Annotated in this window: 17 protein-coding genes and 9 tRNA genes; 20 read left to right on the top strand and 6 right to left on the bottom strand. The window is 34.8% G+C overall.

Annotation, left to right across the window (positions count from 1 at the left end):
* Window positions 1-6 precede the first annotated feature (6 nt).
* The 9 genes from C1724_RS15505 (at window position 7) to C1724_RS15465 (ending at window position 826) form a co-directional block, all read left to right on the top strand.
* A tRNA-Thr gene (locus C1724_RS15505) sits at window positions 7-82 on the top strand.
* Window positions 83-95: 13 nt separating this feature from the next.
* Window positions 96-180: transfer RNA gene (locus C1724_RS15500), tRNA-Tyr, on the top strand.
* Between the two features lie 4 nt (window positions 181-184).
* Window positions 185-258, top strand: a tRNA-Trp gene (locus tag C1724_RS15495).
* An 11-nt stretch (window positions 259-269) separates the two neighbouring features.
* A tRNA-His gene (locus C1724_RS15490) sits at window positions 270-345 on the top strand.
* 4 nt (window positions 346-349) lie between these two features.
* Window positions 350-424 (top strand) — tRNA-Gln (locus C1724_RS15485).
* A gap of 28 nt (window positions 425-452) precedes the next feature.
* Window positions 453-527: transfer RNA gene (locus C1724_RS15480), tRNA-Gly, on the top strand.
* Between the two features lie 5 nt (window positions 528-532).
* Window positions 533-603: transfer RNA gene (locus C1724_RS15475), tRNA-Cys, on the top strand.
* 21 nt (window positions 604-624) lie between these two features.
* Window positions 625-713, top strand: a tRNA-Leu gene (locus C1724_RS15470).
* A gap of 32 nt (window positions 714-745) precedes the next feature.
* Window positions 746-826 (top strand) — tRNA-Leu (locus tag C1724_RS15465).
* Between the two features lie 1,227 nt (window positions 827-2,053).
* Here the strand turns inward: C1724_RS15465 and mgtE are convergent.
* From mgtE to modA, 4 genes are all read right to left on the bottom strand, one after another.
* The gene (mgtE, locus tag C1724_RS15455; protein ID WP_102347622.1) at window positions 2,054-3,412 is read right to left on the bottom strand and encodes a magnesium transporter; all 1,359 of its coding nucleotides are present in this window, start codon (window positions 3,410-3,412) and stop codon (window positions 2,054-2,056) included.
* Between the two features lie 231 nt (window positions 3,413-3,643).
* Window positions 3,644-4,702, bottom strand: a complete 1,059-nt coding sequence (locus tag C1724_RS15450) for a sulfate/molybdate ABC transporter ATP-binding protein (RefSeq protein WP_102347621.1) — start codon at window positions 4,700-4,702, stop codon at window positions 3,644-3,646.
* A 2-nt stretch (window positions 4,703-4,704) separates the two neighbouring features.
* Window positions 4,705-5,388, bottom strand: coding sequence for a molybdate ABC transporter permease subunit (modB, locus tag C1724_RS15445; protein WP_102347620.1), 684 nt, complete (start codon window positions 5,386-5,388; stop codon window positions 4,705-4,707).
* Entirely contained in the window at window positions 5,389-6,177 is a 789-nt protein-coding gene (gene modA, locus C1724_RS15440; protein WP_102347619.1) for a molybdate ABC transporter substrate-binding protein, read from the bottom strand. It lies immediately after the preceding gene.
* A 477-nt stretch (window positions 6,178-6,654) separates the two neighbouring features.
* On the opposite strand from modA, the gene C1724_RS15435 reads away from it, so the two are divergent.
* From C1724_RS15435 to C1724_RS15420, 4 genes are all read left to right on the top strand, one after another.
* Window positions 6,655-7,023 carry a helix-turn-helix domain-containing protein gene (locus C1724_RS15435; protein WP_102347618.1) on the top strand — a complete coding sequence of 123 codons (369 nt, stop codon included), beginning with the start codon at window positions 6,655-6,657 and terminating at the stop codon, window positions 7,021-7,023.
* 201 nt (window positions 7,024-7,224) lie between these two features.
* Window positions 7,225-8,223 carry an NAD-dependent epimerase/dehydratase family protein gene (locus tag C1724_RS15430; RefSeq protein WP_308410504.1) on the top strand — a complete coding sequence of 333 codons (999 nt, stop codon included), beginning with the start codon at window positions 7,225-7,227 and terminating at the stop codon, window positions 8,221-8,223.
* A 151-nt stretch (window positions 8,224-8,374) separates the two neighbouring features.
* On the top strand, window positions 8,375-8,800 hold the full coding sequence (locus tag C1724_RS15425; protein ID WP_102347617.1) for a pyridoxamine 5'-phosphate oxidase family protein: 426 nt from the start codon (window positions 8,375-8,377) through the stop codon (window positions 8,798-8,800).
* A gap of 338 nt (window positions 8,801-9,138) precedes the next feature.
* The gene (locus C1724_RS15420; protein ID WP_308410507.1) at window positions 9,139-11,055 is read left to right on the top strand and encodes a PAS domain S-box protein; all 1,917 of its coding nucleotides are present in this window, start codon (window positions 9,139-9,141) and stop codon (window positions 11,053-11,055) included.
* Window positions 11,056-11,290: 235 nt separating this feature from the next.
* On the opposite strand, the gene C1724_RS25320 is transcribed toward C1724_RS15420, so the two are convergent.
* On the bottom strand, window positions 11,291-11,443 hold the full coding sequence (locus C1724_RS25320) for an FbpB family small basic protein (protein ID WP_142386554.1): 153 nt from the start codon (window positions 11,441-11,443) through the stop codon (window positions 11,291-11,293).
* 283 nt (window positions 11,444-11,726) lie between these two features.
* A complete protein-coding gene (locus C1724_RS15415) occupies window positions 11,727-12,485 on the bottom strand; it encodes an AAA family ATPase (RefSeq protein WP_102347615.1) in 759 nt (252 codons plus the stop codon).
* A gap of 165 nt (window positions 12,486-12,650) precedes the next feature.
* Here C1724_RS15415 and C1724_RS15410 point away from each other — a divergent pair, with 165 nt between their 5' ends.
* From C1724_RS15410 to C1724_RS15380, 7 genes are all read left to right on the top strand, one after another.
* Entirely contained in the window at window positions 12,651-13,646 is a 996-nt protein-coding gene (locus tag C1724_RS15410) for a zinc-dependent alcohol dehydrogenase family protein (protein WP_102347614.1), read from the top strand.
* A 284-nt stretch (window positions 13,647-13,930) separates the two neighbouring features.
* On the top strand, window positions 13,931-15,142 hold the full coding sequence (locus C1724_RS15405; protein ID WP_102347613.1) for an MFS transporter: 1,212 nt from the start codon (window positions 13,931-13,933) through the stop codon (window positions 15,140-15,142).
* Between the two features lie 277 nt (window positions 15,143-15,419).
* Window positions 15,420-16,556, top strand: a complete 1,137-nt coding sequence (gene queG, locus C1724_RS15400) for a tRNA epoxyqueuosine(34) reductase QueG (protein ID WP_102347612.1) — start codon at window positions 15,420-15,422, stop codon at window positions 16,554-16,556.
* Between the two features lie 68 nt (window positions 16,557-16,624).
* Entirely contained in the window at window positions 16,625-17,155 is a 531-nt protein-coding gene (locus tag C1724_RS15395; RefSeq protein WP_102347611.1) for a methylated-DNA--[protein]-cysteine S-methyltransferase, read from the top strand.
* A gap of 99 nt (window positions 17,156-17,254) precedes the next feature.
* Window positions 17,255-18,169, top strand: coding sequence for an amidase domain-containing protein (locus C1724_RS15390; RefSeq protein ID WP_102347610.1), 915 nt, complete (start codon window positions 17,255-17,257; stop codon window positions 18,167-18,169).
* Window positions 18,170-18,263: 94 nt separating this feature from the next.
* Entirely contained in the window at window positions 18,264-18,737 is a 474-nt protein-coding gene (gene trmL / locus C1724_RS15385) for a tRNA (uridine(34)/cytosine(34)/5-carboxymethylaminomethyluridine(34)-2'-O)-methyltransferase TrmL (protein ID WP_102347609.1), read from the top strand.
* A 514-nt stretch (window positions 18,738-19,251) separates the two neighbouring features.
* Entirely contained in the window at window positions 19,252-21,147 is a 1,896-nt protein-coding gene (locus C1724_RS15380) for a PrkA family serine protein kinase (RefSeq protein ID WP_102347608.1), read from the top strand.
* The last annotated feature ends 291 nt before the right edge of the window (window positions 21,148-21,438 follow it).

Here is a 21,438-nt window from a genome sequence, read left to right as displayed (position 1 = left end):
TTAAACGCCGGTGTAGCTCAATTGGCAGAGCAACTGACTTGTAATCAGTAGGTTGGGGGTTCGATTCCTCTCGCCGGCACCACTTAATTAAATACGGAGGGGTAGCGAAGTGGCTAAACGCGGCGGACTGTAAATCCGCTCCCTGTGGGTTCGGCAGTTCGAATCTGTCCCCCTCCACCATTATAGGGGCATAGTTTAAAGGTAGAACTGAGGTCTCCAAAACCTCCAGTGTGGGTTCGATTCCTACTGCCCCTGCCAAAATCAATATGGCGGCCGTGGCGAAGTGGTTAACGCACCGGATTGTGGCTCCGGCATTCGTGGGTTCGATTCCCATCGGTCGCCCCATTCTTGGGCTATAGCCAAGCGGTAAGGCAACGGACTTTGACTCCGTCATGCGCTGGTTCGAATCCAGCTAGCCCAGCCAGTTTTTTTGTGTTAAAATAAATCTAAATGCGGAAGTAGTTCAGTGGTAGAACACCACCTTGCCAAGGTGGGGGTCGCGGGTTCGAATCCCGTCTTCCGCTCCAATGATGGCGGCATAGCCAAGTGGTAAGGCAGAGGTCTGCAAAACCTTTATCCCCGGTTCAAATCCGGGTGTCGCCTTTTTATTTTATTATCTGCCTAGCCGGGGTGGTGGAATTGGCAGACACACAGGACTTAAAATCCTGCGGTAGGTGACTACCGTGCCGGTTCAAGTCCGGCCCTCGGCACCATTTTTTAGATTCATATTTATGTTGTTTAACATGCCGGTGTGGCGGAATTGGCAGACGCGCACGACTCAAAATCGTGTTCCTCTGGAGTGTCGGTTCGACCCCGACCACCGGTATTAAATCTAGTACACAACTATAGGCAATCTTTAGTTAGAGACCCAATCATCTTGATTGGGTTTCTTTTTTGATTTCTGCATGATATTCAAATATTAATGGTAATTTAAAATAATATAGCAAACAACATTGTACCCCATCTTTCCGATCAGGTATGGGTTACTGCACCAAATTTAATGTATACTTAGACTGATTTTTAACGGAATTATTGTCCGTTTCCAAATGTGTCAATTTAAATAAAGGCTTTCTTTCTCCTCGTTATTTTATTTAAAAGTAGAATCCTTTTTAAAATGCTGAAAGGTTTTGTTTTCTCGGGCTTATTCAGACCTCTACCAATAACTCCTTAAGTAATGATAGATACCACTCCATAAATTAAAGAGTTTCTAAACTTGCTCTATTATTTCAGTTTTTTCTGATACAACATTTAAAGAGAATACAAATTTTATGTTGGGTTATTTTAATAAAGAGATTTGAATGAATAAGAAAGTTTAGGTGATTGCAATTATGTTGTCTAAAAGGCATAGGTTATTTAATTTGCTAATAATAGTTGTTCCATGGATATCGTTGGTATTTTTGGGAAGGAATAATGTAAAACGATTTTCGATAGCAGGTTCAGTTATTGTAATAATTGAGATAATAAATCATAGGGTTGGTCATAAGCTGAACTGGTGGCGTTTTTATGATAAACGAAAATCTTTTATAACTAATGAACTACCTTTTAGCGTTGGTCCGTATATGCCACTTTCAATGTGGATATTAAAATATTCATACGGTAACTTTAAAAAGTTCTGGTTACTTAATTTGATTGCGGATGGATTATTTGCTTTTCCGATAATCAATTTTTTTAAAAAAATCAAAATAATACGTCTGAAGAAGTTAAGTAATGTTCAATTTTTTGTGTACCTACATTATAAGGCGTTTATATTATACGGAGTACAGACATGGGTTGAAAATAATTTAAAGAGGTTAGTGAAAAGTTAGCGATGCCATGAACAAAGAAACAAAGGTATATATAATAACATTTTAGTGAATGAATTTGTAAATGAATTTATGTGGGAACAGAAATTGAAAACAGTGAATCACCAAAGACCTAGACTAAGTTGGACAAGATTTAATAAGTGTAAACAAAAAGCACCTTAGATTTCGGTGCTTTTTGATATGCAGCAAGTTGAACGTTTACGGAATAGAACGAGTAATTCTTAAGGGCTTCTTACTTCTTTTAAATTTTATCACATCAATTTTGAAATAAAGGTTGTAGCCAATCCAAAGTATATAAGTAAGGATAAGATATCGTTAATAGTTGTAATCAGTGGCCCAGATGCAACTGCGGGATCCACATTAAATTTGTATAGAATAAGAGGAATTATCGTTCCAGCTAATGTACCAATAATTAATGTTAACAGTAATGAAGTTCCAACAACTAGCCCCAAAGTGAAATTGTCCCGCCAAACATAAGCTATAATTGCAATCAGGACACCACAAGTAACACCGATAATAACACCTACCCAAAGCTCGCGAAAAATTAACTTTATCACTTGTTTAAAGTTCAAATCTTCTGATGCTAGACCTCTAACAATAACCGCAAGTGATTGAGTACCTGTATTACCGGTCATCCCCGCAATCATTGGCATGAAAAAGGCTAAAGCGACGACTGTTTCTAATGTATCTTCAAAACCACTTATAATCCCACCGGATATAAGACCGATAAATAATAATAAAATAAGCCAAGGAAGTCGACGATAAGCAGCTACTAATGGTTTTGTGTTAAAATCTATTGCTTTACCGGATGCTGATAATTTCTCAATATCCTCGTTCGCTTCCTGAATAACGACGTCAATAATATCATCAACTGTAATGACTCCAACCAATGTATCATCCTCTTTAACTACAGGTAAAGAGATAAAGTCATAACGACTGATTAATTTAGCAGCTTCCTCTTGGTCAGTAAGTACATCGACTTTTACAATCCTGGTATACATAATCTCTTCTATTTTTTCTTGTAAATCTCCTAGTAATAAGTCCTTATATGAAACAACACCTACTAATTTTTTTTGTTCATCAATGACATAAAGATAGTTTAGATATTCTGCTAATTCTGCAAAGTGTTTTAACTTATCAACGGCTTCACGAATTGTATAATGTTTTGGAATCCAAACATAGCGGTTGTTCATAATACGACCAGCTGTTTCAGGAGGGTATTTCATTAAGTTTTGAACAATTTCGGATTCTTCTTTCTTCATTTCAGAAAGTAGTTCTTCTATTTTTTCAGGTTCTAAGTCCGATAACAACGAGGCTAAATTATCGTTTTCCATTAAATCAAGAACTTTTGTCGACTTTTCTATCCCTAATTTATGCAGAACTTCAATTTGATCTTCATTTTCTAGCTCTTGCATGAATTCTGTCAATTGTTCGATTGATAAAAATAATAAGAACTTATTTCTATGTTTATTGGTTATACTTTGGTATTGTTGGGCCAAATCATACGGCTGCAATTCGTCCACAATATCTTGAAAGGCTTTTCTCTTTCCGTCTTTTAAGGATTGAATGATAGCAAGTGTAATTTCGTTTTCAGCTATGACCGTAGACATCGAAAAATCGCCTCCTTTTTTTGAAATATTATCAGATGAGAAATTATCGGGATTTGTATTATTATTCCCAGTGAAAATTAATTATCCACTGAAGAAAAACTCGTTATAGAAACAACAAGAAAAACAAATGACTCCTGCTAGATTATCCAAGAGCAGGAGTATCGGTGATAGTTATAACTTGATTATCAGACCAGGTACAGTCGCCTATTTGATTATCTTATTAATTCGTGATTAACTGCTTTGTAATAAAAATAGGTGCTTAGGTGATAATTTGACTTTATATGTCCCTTTTAGTAGTGATTCGATCTGGTAATTTGGTAAGGTAGCGGTAAGGATAAATGCATCTTTGACTTTTATTGTTATATTTGCTTGATGGATGCCTTTAACTATTTCAAGAATTTCATAAGGGTAGGCATAATCTGATTCATTGTTGAATTCAATAAAATGAATGTTGTCTTGATATATGCCAATATGACTAATGGTTTTAGGTATTACCTGCTGTTTTACGGTTAAGTTAACACCTTGAATATGACATTCAATATGCTCACCGCTATCGATTAAGGAATCGATTGGAAGTATATTTTTACACCCAATAACTTTTGCTGCTGTTACATTTAGCGGCTTTGAAAAGACGGTTTCTTTATCACCAGCTTGAATTATTTGTCCGTTATTGAGGAGAACTAGTTGATCACAAAGTCGATAGGCTTCCTCCATATTATGCGTTACAAGTATGACAATCCCTGAATAATTTTCTTTTATAATGCTTAATAATTCCTGTTCTAATAAGTGTTTTACATGGTGATCTAATGCAGAAAATGGTTCATCCAAAAGCAGCAGCTCAGGGTCAGTAACCAATGTTCTAGCAAGAGCTACTCTTTGTTGTTGACCTCCTGAAAGCTGTCTAGGGTAATGATTTTCATATCCTGTAAGTCGAACTTTATTAATCATGCTCGCTACCATTTCTTTTTTCTCGAGTTTGGTTTTGCCCTTTAATCCGTACTCAATATTTTTTTCAACAGTTAAGTGAGGAAAAAGTGCGTAGTTTTGAAAGACATACCCTATGTTACGGTTTCTAGGTTTGGTGTTAAGTTTTTGCTCAGAGTGATATAGTAATTCGTTATTTAAACCGATATTGCCCTTATCCGGAGTTTGCAAACCTGCTATGCACTGTAGTGTTATACTTTTTCCACACCCTGAAGGCCCGATAATACCTGTAATTCCACTTCCTATTTTAAATGAAACATCTAATTGGAAATTATTAAGTGTTTTTTTGATTTCTACTTGGAGCATATTTACCACCCATTTCCCTTAGTCACTCTTTTCTCTAGACGATTTATAATGTATAGAACACTAAGTGATACAGCAGTCATAATTATAACTAATAAATTAGCCAATTCACGATTCCCAGCGAGTAAGGCATCATATATGGCGATTGGCATTGTCATCGTTTCATTTGGAATACTTCCTGCAACCATAAGTGTAGCTCCGAAATCACCTAGTGCTCTTGCAAACGCCATTGTAATTCCAGTTGCAATTCCACGCCATGCAAGCGGGAGGATAACGGTAAAGAAGATATTAAACTCTGTTCGTCCAAGTACTCTTGCAGCATGAATTAAACTAGGGTCAATTCCCGCAAATGCTGCTCGTGCTGATTTAATTAAAAAAGGAATTGATACAATTAAAGCTGCAATAATTGCGCCTGCTGGCGTAAATACAATAGTTATGTTAAATGTCTCTTCCAAAAATTTGCCGATTCTGCTTTGTCTACCTAATAAAATTAATAAATAATAGCCTAAAACAGTTGGTGGTAAAACGATCGGTAAAGTAATCAAAGTATCAAGCATGTCTGCTATTCGTCCGTTGGATCTATTTAGATAGTAAGCAATTGGTAACCCTATTATAAGGGCGAAAAGAGTTGCCGTCATAGCAACTCTTAGTGATAGAAATAATGGAAATAAATTAATTTCTTCGGTCATTTACTTTCCCTCCGGCACAATAAAACCATAACGTTCCATAATAGGCTTTCCAATTGGGCCTTTAATGAATTCAATAAATTCATATGCCAATGTTTCTTGGTCAGTGTCACTAACAATTGCCATCGATTGTTCGAGTGGTGCATGTAAGCTTTCATCAATAATATGGAAGTTTATTTCATCTTCCTTGTGAAGAGAAAGAGCTACTATTCCAGCTTCCACATTTCCAGTTTCAATAAAAGATAGTGTATCAGATATGTTTCTGCCATACACTAACTTATCTTGAAGTTGATCCCATACTCCAGCACTTTCAAGAGCTTGTTTTGCAGCTAAACCATATGGTGCATGTTCAGGGTTCGCAATTGCTACTTTTTTAATTTCAGGTTTTAGCAGATCTTCTAAGGTCTTAATTGGTGTTGAATCCGGAAGAGTCGCAATTCCAATTCTACCGTATGCAATGGCTGTCTGTGAATCCGCAATAATTAAGTCTTTTTCTTTTAAATAGTTTAAAAATGATATATTAGCAGCTGCAAATAGATCAAAAGGTGCACCGTTTTCAATTTGTTCTGTTAATTGTCCCGTTGAACCGAATGAAAATGTAATCTTTGTATTAGTCTCTTCCTCAAATAAGTTCCCTACCTCACTAAACGCTGAAATTAAACTGGATGCAGCAGCTATATTTAATTCTAGTTGTTCAGGTTCAGGCGGGTTATTTGAATTACTGCAGCCACTCATTAAAGTTAACAGTGACACAGTTAATATTGTGATGAAATAAAAACGATTATTTTTCATTTGTAGTACTCCTCAGTAACGAAGTTTTATTTTAATCTAGGTATATTGATATATGGTATATAAAAGGATATACAATTGGTAGAAGGTTACGAAATTAACAATCTTATTTAAATGATAATATAAATATAGTGTTGTAACAACACTTTAAAGAAAGTAGAGTGGTTTAAAAAGGAAGGAGGATTAATAATGGTTAGCAAATGTGATTAAAGTTGGAGGTTAACTATATGAAAAGAATGTATGAGAGAGGGATTAACTCTAAAGAATATTATCCTTTTACCTTAATAATTGAGCCTAGAATAGAAAATAAAAGAAGCTAGTTTATAAAAACTTTGACGAGTTTTAAAAAAAGACAATTTAAATTGTAAAACTAATTGCTACTATATTAAATTTTATAGTATAACAATTATAAAAAGGATTTTTAATAGTATTATCGAATTAGTTCAGTATTAGTTGAAATTTGGAATGGGGACGGTTTAAGTGGCTAGCTTAGGGAAAAAAATAAAAGATCTTAGAGAACAAAGAGGTTTAACCCCAGATGAATTAGCAGACCATCTACATTTTACGAAAAGTATTATTTGGAGTTATGAGATTGACAAGAGGGAACCAAATTTAATTCATTTGAATAAATTGGCTGATTATTTTGGGGTATCAATTGATTATTTACTGAATAGAGACTATGAAAAAACAGAAATTCATTTAAAGATTCCAACAACTGACTTAACAAACAATTATTCATTTATTATTGACAATGAAGAGGTAAGTGGGGAAGAACTTGAGGAGGCTATTTCTTTTATTCGGGCGAAGCGAATAATGAAAAAGGAAAAAGCGGAGTACATTGAAGAATAACTGCAAATTGATACGAGAAAAGAACGCCATATCATAGAAGCGTTCTTTTTTTATGAATTAAGCACAGCTACGTCAGATAAGTATAGACGTATAAATCAATTTTATAAATATTCTTAAGAATGAGCAAAACCCTCATGCACATTAGCTCACCTATTCATAGGTATATAGAAAGTTAGCGTTTTGTGAGGAAAGGGGATCAAAGTGATTCAACCTAAAAATCAAGGACATATTTTTGTAACAGGTTGTGCAGGTTTTATAGGGTTTCATTTTACGAAAAGATTACTTGACGAAGGCTATTATGTACTCGGTATCGATAATATAAATGACTATTATGATCCTAAACTAAAAATAGACAGATTATCTATTATAAAGGAACACGGAAACTTTACTTTTATAAAAGGATCTATTGAAAACCTTGAGCTTTTAGAAACTCTTTTTGCTCAATATAACATAAGTACTGTTATTCATTTAGCAGCTCAAGCGGGAGTGAGATACAGCTTAATAAATCCTCATCAGTATATTCAATCGAACCTAGTTGGGTTTACTAACATAATAGAATGTTGTCAAAAATGGAGAGTTAAACATCTTTTATATGCGTCCTCAAGTTCGGTCTACGGAAATAATAAAATAGTTCCATTTTCTATTAAAGACCGGGTTGATCAGCCTATAAGCATATATGCCGCAACAAAGAAGGCAAATGAATTACTTGCTTATACGTATAGTTATCTCTACAAATTACCATCTACCGGCATGCGTTTTTTTACTGTTTACGGTCCATGGGGCAGGCCTGACATGGCATTGTTCACTTTTGCAAATGCCATGAGGAATAATCAGCCTATTGAAGTTTATAATCATGGAATTATGAAACGAGATTTTACTTATATTGATGATGTAGTTGAATCTATATATCGGTTGATGAAGATAGGCCCTCCAACAGATCCTCAGGCTCCATATAAAATTTATAATATCGGTAATAATAAACCAGTTCGTTTACAGGATTTTATACAAGTACTTGAAAAAGAATTAGGAATAACCGCTAAAAAGAAATTTCTTCCGATTCAACCTGGAGATGTGACAGAAACGTATGCTGATATTGATAGTTTGATTAAGGATATTTCTTATCAGCCTGTTGTCACGATTGATGAGGGAATCAAGCGGTTTGTAAGTTGGTATAAAGATTACTATGAAATTCCAGATTAAATGTTGAAGACAGTCAGTAAATCATTTCACATTGAGTGAATAATTTCGTACGGTTTCGCTATGTCCCCGTTGAATGTACATTTTTGTGCTATAATAATTGCGAAATTTTCTATTTAGAGTTTAAATTGGACATTACAAGAGGTGCAGTCGGATGGAGCAGCAGACTATTAAGGATGAAATTTTACGAATTCTAACAGAGCACAAAGTAGGAACATTGTGTACAATAAAAGGAAATCAACCGTTTGCAAGATATATGATATTTAGAAATGACGGTTTTAGTCTTTATACGGTAACGAGTAAGAAAACAGAAAAAATCCAAGATATTCTTAGCAACAATAACGTGCACATTTTATTAGGATTTCAAGGCAGTCATGGAAAACCGTTTATTGACATGACGGCTATAGCAACTATACAGGATGATGATCATACAAAGGAACGTTTTTGGCATGACAACTTTCGTAAGTATTTAAAAGGCCCGGATGATCCTAATTACATTGTCATTCGATGTGAGCCTAAATTTATTCGTCTTATAAATCACCCTGAGTTAGAAGGACCTTATACAATAACCTTTAAATGATATAGAAGTGAGATAGGAGGATCATCTAGAAAATGTTGATGCTCCTTTTTTATATAAATATCTTTTACTACGTAATTTTTCCTTCCTTTATGCATGGAGGTGTAAGTGCTGTTGATTACCTTAAATAATTATAAAAGAAAAAAAGGCATAATATAAGTTAAAATACCAAAAAAGATAATTTTGTATATAGAAAAAGGGAGACATAGTTGTCATGAGGGACTTTTAAATAAAATCGGCAAAGATGCCCAGGTTTTCAGTAACATATTTGACATTATGAAAGATTTAGTTTTTTTAATGAAAGTAGAGGGTCCTTCTTTTCAGTATGTTTATATAAATCAATCGCAAAACGCATTTTAAATATTCAAGATAATGTCGTTGGAAAAGATATTAAGGACATAGTACCGGGTGGAATTTCCAAAGTATTAAAAGATCAATACAAATATGTAGTGACTTCACAGAATGCATTTCATTTTACTAGTACAATTGAAACTTCAATGGGTGAATTTATAGGAGAAAGTTCATTGACTCCGATCTATAATCACGATGGTAAATGCATATATATTTTAGCTATTGTAAGAGATATTACGGAGCGAACACAGAAAGAACGAGAGCTCCAAGAAATGAAAATAAAGTTAGAAACAAATCAAAAAAGGTTAAGTTCACTTGTACGATATAATGGCGATGCAGTATTTGAAATAGATGTTCACGGTCTTTTAATAAGTGTAAATTCAATGGCTATAATATTAACCGGTTATAGTGAAGAAGAGTTGGTTGGTAATTCTTTTAGTTTTTTGTTTAGTTCTGAAACTGCAGAGGATGAATTAGCATCTTATAGGTTGGCTTTACGTGGTCAAGAAGAACAACATGAAACGTGGATTCAGAAAAAAAATGGTGAAAGGGTTCGGCTATCTGTTAAAAACATACCGATTGTTGTGGATCATATTGTTGTTGGTGTATATGTCATTGCAAGGGATATTACAGAAATAAGCCGTATCCAAGCAGTGTTAAAAGCAACAAATGAGGAATTAAGGGCATTTTGGAATTTTTCAGTCGATCCAGTGTTTCTTTTGGGGAGGGATGGAAAGATAAAGCGGGTAAATCCTGCCTTTAAAGAAGTATTTGGATATTGCGAAGAAGAAGTGATGAACACTAAAAATATTATTGTTCCATCAGAATATCTTAATGATAAAAAACAAATTATAGAGTTAATTCTTAAAGGGGAAGCGGTCAGTTCGTATGAAACAAAGCGAATAACAAAAAGCGGTCAATTATTAGACATAATCGCATCGTATACACCTGTATATAATGAGAACGAAATTATTGGCGCAACTGCGTTTTACAAGAATGTCACTGAATTAAAGAAGACGGAACGAAAGCTACTAAAGAGTGAAGAAAAGTTTCGGTTAATTGCTGAAAATGTTTTTGATGCTATCAACTTAGTAAGTCCGACAGGAACTGTAGATTATGTTTCACCCTCGAATCAAAATTTATTAGGCTATTCATATTCTGAATTTGTTGGGAAGAAAATTACTACATATGTCCATCCAGAGGATGTAATAAGATTAGAAAAACAGTTAGATATGCTAGTCAAGGAAAAAAAGTCATTTACAATAGAATGTCGTGTCCTTCATAAGAATGGTAATTATCTTTGGTTGGACATTTCGATAACTCCAATTATTGAAGATGGTGAGATAAAACAATTAGTAACAATTGCACGTGATATTTCTGAGCGTAAGAAACATCGTGAGGAATTATCTAAAATGGCTTTCTTTGATTATCTAACAGGGTTACCGAACCGTCGAACCTTTGATGATCGTTTACACATAGCTGTTGAGCAAGCATCCCTTTCAAAAAAGAAAGTCGCTGTAATGATGCTTGATGGCCATAAATTTAAGCAATTTAATGATACCTATGGTCATGATAGCGGTGATCAAGTTATAAAGGAATTGGCCAAACGACTGCAAGAAAATGTACGTCAAGCAGATACTGTTGCACGACTTGGTGGAGATGAAATGGGAATTATTTTGCCAGAACTAGATAAGATACAAGAAGCGGAGGACATAGCCAAGCGAATTTTAAACTCCATTGAAAAGCCGTTATACATCAATAATGATGAAATTAGAATAGAAGTGGGAATCGGGATTGCTTTTTATCCTGATCATTCATTAGATCAAAAGCAAGTAGTCAAATTTGCTGATCAAGCACTTTACAACACAAAGGAAAATCAACATAGTACATATATGGTATATCATTAGCCTTCATTCCATGAGATTTATTTTTAAAATCCCTAAATATATTAAACCAATCAAATTCAATCTTTTTGAGAACATACTTTATCAAGCAAATTAATTCATGTGTAATAAGGAGATGTATATAAAAAAGTTCTATTCTTGAAATGCAAGAATAGAACTTTTTATTCTTTAAGATACCAATATCTTATATTTTTTTTAGGGTTAAACCTAGAGTGGTAATAATATTTTACATTCAATTTTATGCTCTTTGCTCGACAGTGTTTGTTGTAACTTTTGCCGCCAGTCTTGATTCGACTTTTTCATAAATCTTATCTTGTAATTTTGAATCTTTAATAATCGTTTCACGATTTTGATTTACTAATTGTTTAAATGTTAATTTCATTTTTTGCATGTCTTTCACCTTCTTTATTGTTTGAATTCAACTCTAGGGTGTTGTAATTAGTTATTACCTAAAGCAATAATACCTCTTTATTTCGTTTTTTGTAAATTTTCAAAAAACTAGTTTTTCGGGACGATTCCCTATAAATACTCTCAAATCCTACTTTTTTCGACAAAATACTTAGTTTTTGAATTTTCTAAAAAATTAGCAAGAAATTGAAAGATAGTTACACTTTTATTGCTAAAACTACTGCTGACAACCAATTGGGGCGTGGTCGCAAATAAAATATTTTATATTACGGTTGAAAAAGATGATGTAGCATTCTTTCCTTATTATCAAAAAATTGTTTCATGATAACATAATGGTTTGTCTTTTCTAATGTTGTTTCATACATTCCGTTTTCTGAGAGCTGAAGGATCTTTGCGCTTGGGTATGCCATGATGATAGGTGAATGGGTGGATATAATAAATTGTGATTCCTGATGGACAAGGTCATTAATTCTAGCTAGCATTGACATCTGTCTTAGTGGTGACAATGCTGCTTCAGGCTCATCTAAAATATATAGACCATTTCCACGAAAACGTTCTATAAAAGCAGCAAAAAAAGATTCACCATGTGATTGTTCATGCAGTGATTTCCCCCCAAAGGAGTCAATAATCTTGGAGCCTGAACACGGTTCTCTGTCTAACTCTTCAATATTTGTAGCAACATTATAAAAAGTTTCTGCACGAAAGAAAAAGCTATCTTTTGGTTTGGTAGCGCCTTTGGCTAATCGCAAGAAGTCGTCAAGATTAGAGTGAGAATTGTAACTTGAAAAGTTGAAGTTTAATGTGCCACCTTCTGGATTAAAGCCTAATGCAATAGCGATTCCCTCAAGCAAAGTGGATTTTCCCATCCCGTTTTCACCTATAATATAAGTTACATTTGGATGAAAAGTTAATTCTTGAAAGTACTTTATAACAGGTAGATTAAATGGAAAACTTGTGTACGTGGAAATTAACTCTTCTTTTAAATTGGCTTTTTTTAAATATTGTGTATCTGAATTCAATTTCATGATATTACACCTCGGGAGAGTATTTTCAAGTAATTTTAACATTATATAATATAGAAAAACTGTTAAAATCCGAATTTTTGCATGACCTCATTTATTGTTTTAAGCAAAGTCTTACGCGTTTTATTGTTTATATTGTAAACTATTATAAAAAGGAGTGTGATTGATTTGAAGGCACAAGTAATAGAGAAATTTGGCGAACCAACTGTTTTTGAGCTTGCGGACATCCCTAAACCTACTGTTATTCCAGGGCATGTACTTATTCACGTAAAAGCAACAAGTGTAAATCCTGTTGATACTAAAATTCGCAGTGGTGCAGTACAAGCTGTAGCACCTGAATTCCCAGCAGTATTACATGGTGATGTCGCTGGTGTAGTTGTCGAGGTAGGTGAGGGAGTAACTGCTTTCCAAGTTGGTGATGAGGTGTATGGATGTGCGGGTGGCTTTAAAGGAACAGGCGGTGCACTTGCTGAGTATATGCTTGCTGATGCGATCCTACTAGACCATAAGCCTAAAAATTTATCGATGGAAGAGGCAGCAGCACTTCCTTTGGTAACCATTACAGCATGGGAAGCACTATATAATCGGGCAAGAGTTCAAAAAGGACAAACAGTTTTAGTGCATGCTGCAGCGGGTGGTGTGGGTCATATTGCCATTCAGCTGGCCAAGCTAGCGGGTGCAAAGGTATATACGACTGCGTCATCAGACGAAAAGATTGGAATCGGTATTGGTTTTGGGGTAGATGTAGGAATCAATTACAAAAGACAATCTGTTGCGGAATATGTAGCGGAGTATACAGGTGGCAAAGGCTTTGATGTCGTGTTTGATACGGTTGGGGGAGAAAATTTAGATCGCTCATTCGAAGCTGCGGCTATCGGCGGTACTGTTGTTGGAATTGCAGCTCGTTCAACTCATGATTTATCACCGTTACATGCTAAGGGTTTATCTTTACATATTACGTTTATGCTGTTAAAAATATTAAATAAAGAACAGCGTAAAGATCATAACGTTATTTTACGCCAAATCACTAAGCTTGTTGAGGAAGGGAAACTGCGACCATTAATTGATCCACATCCTTTCACTTTTGACCAAGTTTCGGATGCACATACTCTCTTGGAAACAAATCAAGCAATTGGAAAAGTTGTACTTTCAAACAAGTGGTAAAAGCATAAAAGGATGTCTCTGTAGAAGGAGACATCCTTTTAGTTTGATTGAAATACTCGTTAAATTGTGATTTTTTAAACGTAAGTAACTTTTGTTGACGGTATGCTGTAATCGTGATAAGATAATTCTCGCTTTTAAACTATATACAATTATTCTAAATTAATTAGTCAACTGACGTAACAATAACTCCTGCTTTGTATTGTATTTGGTAGGAGTTTTTTAGCGCCTGAATTGTTTAACTTGTGAGTAGTTAAACAGAATAAAATCAAAAGTGAGGTTAGCTTATGACTATAGAACAACGCAAAAAATTAGGCGTCTTGATGATTAATATGTTTATAGCAATTGGTAGCTTTGGTATTATAATTCCAATTTTACCTGCTTATTTGGAGTCAATTAATCAAGGAGGAACAGCTGCAGGTTTAATGATTGCGATTTTTGCGGGAGCACAGCTTGTTTTTTCACCGATTGCCGGTAAATGGACAGATCAATATGGCCGAAGAAAAATGATTATATTTGGCCTAGCAGGTTTAACGGTATCAATGTTTGTGTTTTACGGATTTGATTCAATTTGGTGGCTGTACGCTTCTCGCGTAATCGGGGGCGTTGGGGCTGCGTTGCTTATACCAGCTATCTTTGCGTATGTTGCTGATATCACTACAATGGATCAACGTGCAAAGGGTAATAGCTTAGTTTCCGCTGCAATGTCATTGGGTATCGTTATCGGGCCTGGAATTGGAGGATTTTTAGCTGATTTTGGTCTTAAAATACCGTTATTAATTTCTGCATTAGTTTCACTTGTTGCTGTTATTTTTTCAATAGTCGTACTTGAAGAAAGTCAATCACAACTAGCAACAAATAATATCAGCGAAAGTGAAGAATCAATGGCCAGAAAGATGGTACGCTCTATTAAGATGCCATATTTTATTCCTCTTATCATTACCCTTGTAATGAGTTTCGGTCTTATGGCATATGAGTCTGTTTTAGGTCTTTTTGTCGATGATCAGTTTGGGGCAACTCCTCAGGAAATTGCAATTATGGTGACAGCAACTGGAATCGTCAGTGTAATTGTTCAGCTTTTTATTGTTGATCGAATGGTTAGCTCGCTAGGTGAAGGAAAAGTATTAAATATATTTTTAAGTGTTGCAACGTTAGGCTTTTTACTATCCATACTTTCGAATAGTTATGCCATGTTTTTTGGTGTGACACTTTTAATATTTTTATCAACTTCCATACTTCGTCCAGTTCTGAATACACTTATTTCTAAAATGGCTGGCAATGAACAAGGATTTGCGATGGGGATGAACAATGCTTATATGAGTATTGGGAATGTGTTAGGGCCAACGCTAGCCGGTCTACTTTATGATGTTAATATTATATATCCATTTATTTTGGGCTTACTATTATTGGTATTAACAATAATAACCACGGCCGTTTGGCAAAAACGTTCTTTGAAGAAGAATCACCTAGAATTAGAAAAAGTAGAAATTATTAAATAATGAGCAAATGCTACTAAATGGCACAAAAAGTTTTATAAAAAACTATTGCATTGATGGACAGCTCGTTATATAATTTGAAACATCGAGTTTTACTTTCTTGCTAAATTGTTATCAACGCAGTGTTTCGTTTCTTAGATAAACGGGGCATTGCGTTTTTTAATTTATTCCGGTTTAAACAAAAGTTAAAAATCTTGTTTTTGGAAATTTTCATTATGGAAAAGCTGTTAATATTTGAAACCTAACGAAGTATTAATTTTTATAGAAAGGAGGGAAAGGCATGACATTTGCCCAGTTAAAGGAGGAGGTCATTGCATATAGTAAATCAATCGGCATTGATAAAATTGGCTTTACTAGTGCAGACCCATTTATCACATTGAAAGAACGTCTCAAAATGCAACAACAGTTAAACTATCAATCAGGGTTTGAGGAATCTGATATCGAAAAACGAGTGAATCCTGAATTATTACTTTCTAGTGCAAGATCGATTATTGCAATTGCTCTTGCGTATCCATCAAAATTGCAAAATGCACCGCAAAGTAAAAAATCAGATCGTCGGGGCCTTTTTTGTAGAGCATCCTGGGGACAGGACTATCATTTCATATTAAGAGATCGCTTGAGTAAACTTGAGACTTTCATTCAGGAAAAAGTACCTGATGTTAAAATCAAATCGATGGTTGATACTGGAGAACTTTCTGACCGTGCCGTAGCTGAACGTGCGGGAATTGGTTGGAGCGGCAAAAACTGCTCGATCATTACTCCAGAGTATGGTTCATATGTTTATCTTGGTGAAATGATTACGTCTATTCCTTTTCCTCCGGATCGACCAATTGAAGACCTATGTGGTACTTGTAATAAATGTGTTGAGGCATGCCCAACGGGGGCAATTGTCCAACCGGGTCAGTTAGATTCTAATAAGTGTATTGCCTTTCTTACACAAACAAAAGGATTTCTAAAAGATGAGTATCGGGATAAAATCGGTAATCGTTTGTATGGTTGTGATACTTGCCAAATGGTATGTCCGCATAATAAAGGTAAAAACTTTGACCATCATCTTGAAATGGAGCCTGATCCAGAGATAGTTAAACCACAGCTTAAATCGTTGTTATTTATAAATAACCGTACGTTTAAAGAAAAGTTCGGCCCTATTTCAGGATCATGGAGAGGGAAGAAGCCTATTCAAAGGAATGCAATTATTGGCTTAGCTCATTATAAGGATCAAACTGCAATTCATGATCTTGATAAAGTCTTAAATGAGGATCCACGTCCAGTTATACGTGGAACTGCAGCATGGGCTATAGGAAAAATCGGTGGTAATGACGCCAAGACACTACTCGAAAAAGCAAAGGCTAAAGAAGTTGATCATGACGTTCTTCTAGAAATAGACAAAGGATTAAAGCTACTTTCTGATCAGTGAAGATTACAGATCGATATTAAAAGCAAGTACAAAATGATAGAAGAAACGGTGAAAGAAAGGTCAGATTAATGATGAGACCACTAATTTATTATGATGAAATGGAAAGTCCGATAGGGCCATTAACCATCGTTACCACTGATAAAGGGATTTGTAATATCGAATTTGGGAGAATCGAGGGAATACGTTCGATTCTTGATGCATGGGTTAAAAAATATTTCTTGAAAAGTGAACTTTCACATAATCCTGAAAAACTTTCACAAACTATTAATCAATTGTCACAGTATTTTTATGGCGAACGAAATGAGTTTAATCTACCTATCGACTTATATGGAACTTCATTTCAAAAAAAGGTTTGGAACGAATTATGTAAGATAAAATATGGTACGACGAAATCGTATAAAGATGTTGCTCAATCCATCTATGCGCCTAAAGCAGTTAGAGCAATTGGAACTGCAATCGGTCGTAATCCTGTGCCTATTTTAGTACCTTGTCACCGTGTTATAGGTAGTAATGGCTCGTTAGTTGGTTATAATGGGGGCCTAGATAAAAAAGAAAAATTGTTAATGATTGAGAAATCCTTAAAGCAATCTTCCAAATAGCTAGATAAACAGATTGTAAGAATATCTATATAGCTTATTCACTTCTTGGCTTTTTCATGCATACTAATATGTAAATGGCCTAAAGAGGAAGTGAGTAAGATGACGTGGATCGACAATCTAAAAGAAAACGTAAATGCTCGTCTTCAAAAGTTAGTTGGAAACTCAACTGCTACAAACGTTAAGATAGATGAAATTGAAGAAGGAATTATAAAGAGAAAACATGAACTTTTAAAAAAACGTCGCTCTGAACTTGTAAAAGCAATGGCTTCTGGGCAAATTATTGGTCAAAAAAAAGTCGATAACACTTTGATTATCGATTATATAGTACACAATCAATTGCTTGTGAAACAGCAGAACGATAATTTTTATATGGAAGAAAATCTAGAACCGCGTAGAGCTGTTATTCATAAAAATATAATCATTAAGGATTCAATCAGTGAATCCGAAAATACGGATCGATATTTACAACCAACCTTCAAATTAGAAGATATTGAGGAAACTCGTCGAGGTGTTCGCCAAGGATATCGCTATGAACGTAGAGCGGCTGTTCAATATGCTGAAAAATGGTGGAATAGCTATAATCCAAAATATAAAAAATTTGAAGTGGACTGTACGAATTATGTATCACAATGTTTGCATGAGGGTGGCAGGATTCCGATGACAGATGCTTCTAGCCGTAATAAGGGCTGGTGGTATAATGGTACTTCTTGGAGTTATAGTTGGGCAGTTGCACATTCGTTAAGATGGTATTTAAGCGGTGCACGAAATGGGATTGTAGCGAAGGAAGTATCATCTGCGAGTGACTTGATTCCGGGAGATATTATTTGTTATGATTTTCAAGGAGACGGCAGGTGGGATCATAACACGATCGTCGTGGCAAAAGACCAAAACAATGAACCGTTAGTCAATGCCCATACGTATAACAGCAGGATGCGTTACTGGGCATACGAGGACTCAACGGCCTATACACCTAATATCCGATATAAATTCTTCCATATTCTTGACAGTGAGTAGATGTAGGTTAGCATCTACTTTTTTTTCATTTTTAATAGTAAATGGTATAATGGACAAGGTTAATAGCTGAATGAATAGCGTTGAGGTGAAAACAATGAGTATACATATTGTTTTATATCAGCCAGAAATTCCATCTAATACTGGGAATATTGCACGGACATGTGCTGCAACAAATACAGTACTGCATTTAATTCATCCTTTAGGATTTTCAACAGAAGATAAAATGTTAAAAAGGGCTGGGTTAGATTATTGGGATTCTGTTGAAATTAGAAATTACGATTCACTCGAAATATTTCTGGATCAAAATAAACATGGTAAATTTTTTTATTTAACAAAGTTTGGGAAGAATAAATATACAGACTTTGATTTCAGTAACTCAGAAGAAGAAATTTATTTTGTCTTTGGTAGGGAAACAACAGGTCTTCCTAAGCAGCTAATTGAAGAAAACCCACAAATCACACTGCGAGTTCCAATGACAGATAAAGTGCGTTCATTAAATTTATCAAATACCGCGGCAATCTTAGTATATGAAGCATTGCGGCAACAAAATTATCCGGGTTTAACATAAAAAAGATCTTAACTGGAGTATTTCCTCCTTTTAAGATCTTTTTTTACTTTAAAAAGGTTAAATTTAATTAAAGAATTATATTATAAGAAAAGCTGATATTAATTAGAACCTGGTTTATCATTATATCCAGCAGTAAAGATTGCAGCTAAAAACGCTACCATCACAACTAAAATTAAAGTAAGACCCATGGTTTTTTCCTCCTTCAATTGTACTCGCGCTTAAGTGCCTTTGCCCTCTTAAGGCAAACATTAACGCTATTACTTTTATTCTTTGTATACTTTCCAAAAGTACAAAATATATTTCTATTATAGCCCAAGAAATTGGGGCTGTGAATGGGATGAGAAATAAAATTCATTATTTTATTGTGTTTTCACGAACTTGTCAACGGTGTAGTATCTCTTATGTATTTTTCTAAATAATTATTAAGAAAAATATTTAAGACATGTTAGCTAAGAGTACGGCATAGAGTGATATAAACCACTAATTTGATTATCAAATTTAGAGGGAGGTACTTATGGAAATTTTAAGAAGAATACAAGAGCACCGAGAACAAGAGGAAAGACTGGCGTGGGAAGGTACCTTCGCTGATTATCTGGAAATTATCAAAGAACGCCCGTATGTGGCACAATCCGCTCACTCTCGAGTTTATAATATGATTAAAGACGCTGGAGTTGAGGAAGTGGACGGTCAGAAGAAATATAACTTTTTTAGCCGTCAAATGTTTGGGATTGATGATGCTATTGAGCGTTTGGTGGAGGAGTATTTCCATCCTGCCGCAAAAAGGTTAGATGTAAAAAAACGTATTTTGTTATTAATGGGTCCTGTTAGTGGTGGTAAATCTACACTTGTTACATTATTAAAAAGAGGATTAGAGGAATATACACGTACAGACCGCGGTGCTGTTTATGCGATCAAAGGATGCCCGATGCATGAAGATCCGCTACACTTAATTCCCAACCATCTTCGCGATGACTTTTATAAAGAGTACGGTATACGAATTGAAGGGAATTTATCACCATTAAATCAAATGCGTTTAGATGAGGAATACGGAGGAAGGATTGAGGATGTAATCGTCGAAAGAGTTTTTCTATCTGAAAATAGGCGAGTTGGGATCGGGACCTTTAGTCCATCAGATCCAAAATCGCAGGATATTGCTGACTTAACTGGAAGCATAGATTTTTCGACAATTGCACAATTTGGCTCTGAATCTGATCCGCGTGCATATCGCTTTGATGGTGAACTTAATAAAGCAAACCGAGGAATGATGGAGTTTCAGGAAATGTTGAAGTGTGATGAAAAGTTCCTTTGGCATCTCCTTTCATTAACACAGGAAGGTAATTTCAAAGCAGGCCGTTTCGCGTTAATAAGTGCGGATGAGCTCATTGTTGCTCATACGAACGAAGCTGAATATCGTTCATTTATCTCAAATAAGAAAAACGAGGCATTGCATTCCAGAATCATTGTTATGCCAGTACCTTACAATCTAAGCTTTAGTGAAGAAGAACGGATTTATGAAAAAATGATTAGTGAAAGTGATATGGCCCATGTTCATATAGCACCGCACACTTTAAAGGTAGCTGCGATGTTCACAATATTGACGCGTTTAAAGGATTCTAAAAAGGCAGGAGTCGACCTAGTTAAGAAAATGCGCTTGTATGATGGGGAAATTCTAGAAGGGTTTAATGAAGTGGATGTTGAAGAAATGAGAAATGAACATACTGATGAGGGTATGAAAGGGATTGATCCTCGTTATGTCATTAACCGAATTTCATCGGCTATTATTCGTAAGGAAACACCGTCTATAAATGCATTAGATGTATTACGTTCACTAAAAGAAGGTTTAAATCAACATGCTTCAATTTCTAACGAAGATCGCGAGCGTTTTATGAACTTTATTTCGGTGGCTCGACGCGAGTATGACGATATCGCCAAAAAAGAAGTTCAAAAAGCATTTGTATATTCATATGAGGAATCTGCAAAAACACTAATGGACAATTATTTAGATAATGTAGAAGCATATTGTAATAAAAACAAGCTACGTGACCCCCTTACTGGTGAGGAAATGAATCCGGATGAAAAGCTAATGCGTTCTATCGAGGAACAAATTGGAATCTCTGAAAATGCGAAAAAAGCATTCCGTGAAGAAATACTTATCCGAATTTCAGCCTATGCACGTAAAGGGAAGAAATTTGATTATAATTCGCATGAAAGATTACGCGAGGCCATTCAAAAGAAACTATTTGCTGACTTAAAAGATATTGTAAAAATTACTACATCTAGCAAAACACCAGATGAACAACAGTTAAAGAAAATAAATGAAGTTGTTAGCACTTTAATTGATGAATATGGTTATAATTCAACTTCAGCAAATGAGTTATTACGATATGTTGGCTCATTGTTAAACAGATAAATTAATTTAAAGAAGGTATTAGCTGATGGCTAATATCTTTTTTTATTGTTTAGCAGGTTATGAGGTGGATAGCCATAAAAAACATTACCTTTTATATCTTTTATTAGTTAATTCGTAATACACTGGAATATATTAGTGATTTCAAAAATATATCAATAAAAAGTGAATTATATCATAAACTTTAGATATAAACCACAAAATTTAAATGCACTAACATTTGATCCAATGGAGCTTGACTATCCACTTATAATTCATTATACATTCAACCATTACGTTCCACTGTACACTTTT

The organism is Bacillus sp. Marseille-P3661 (genome assembly GCF_900240995.1).
Classification (GTDB): Bacteria; Bacillota; Bacilli; order Bacillales; family Bacillaceae_J; genus OESV01.
The sequence above is the reverse complement of the archived record's forward strand: the minus strand, read 5'-3'. Positions and strand labels throughout refer to the sequence as shown.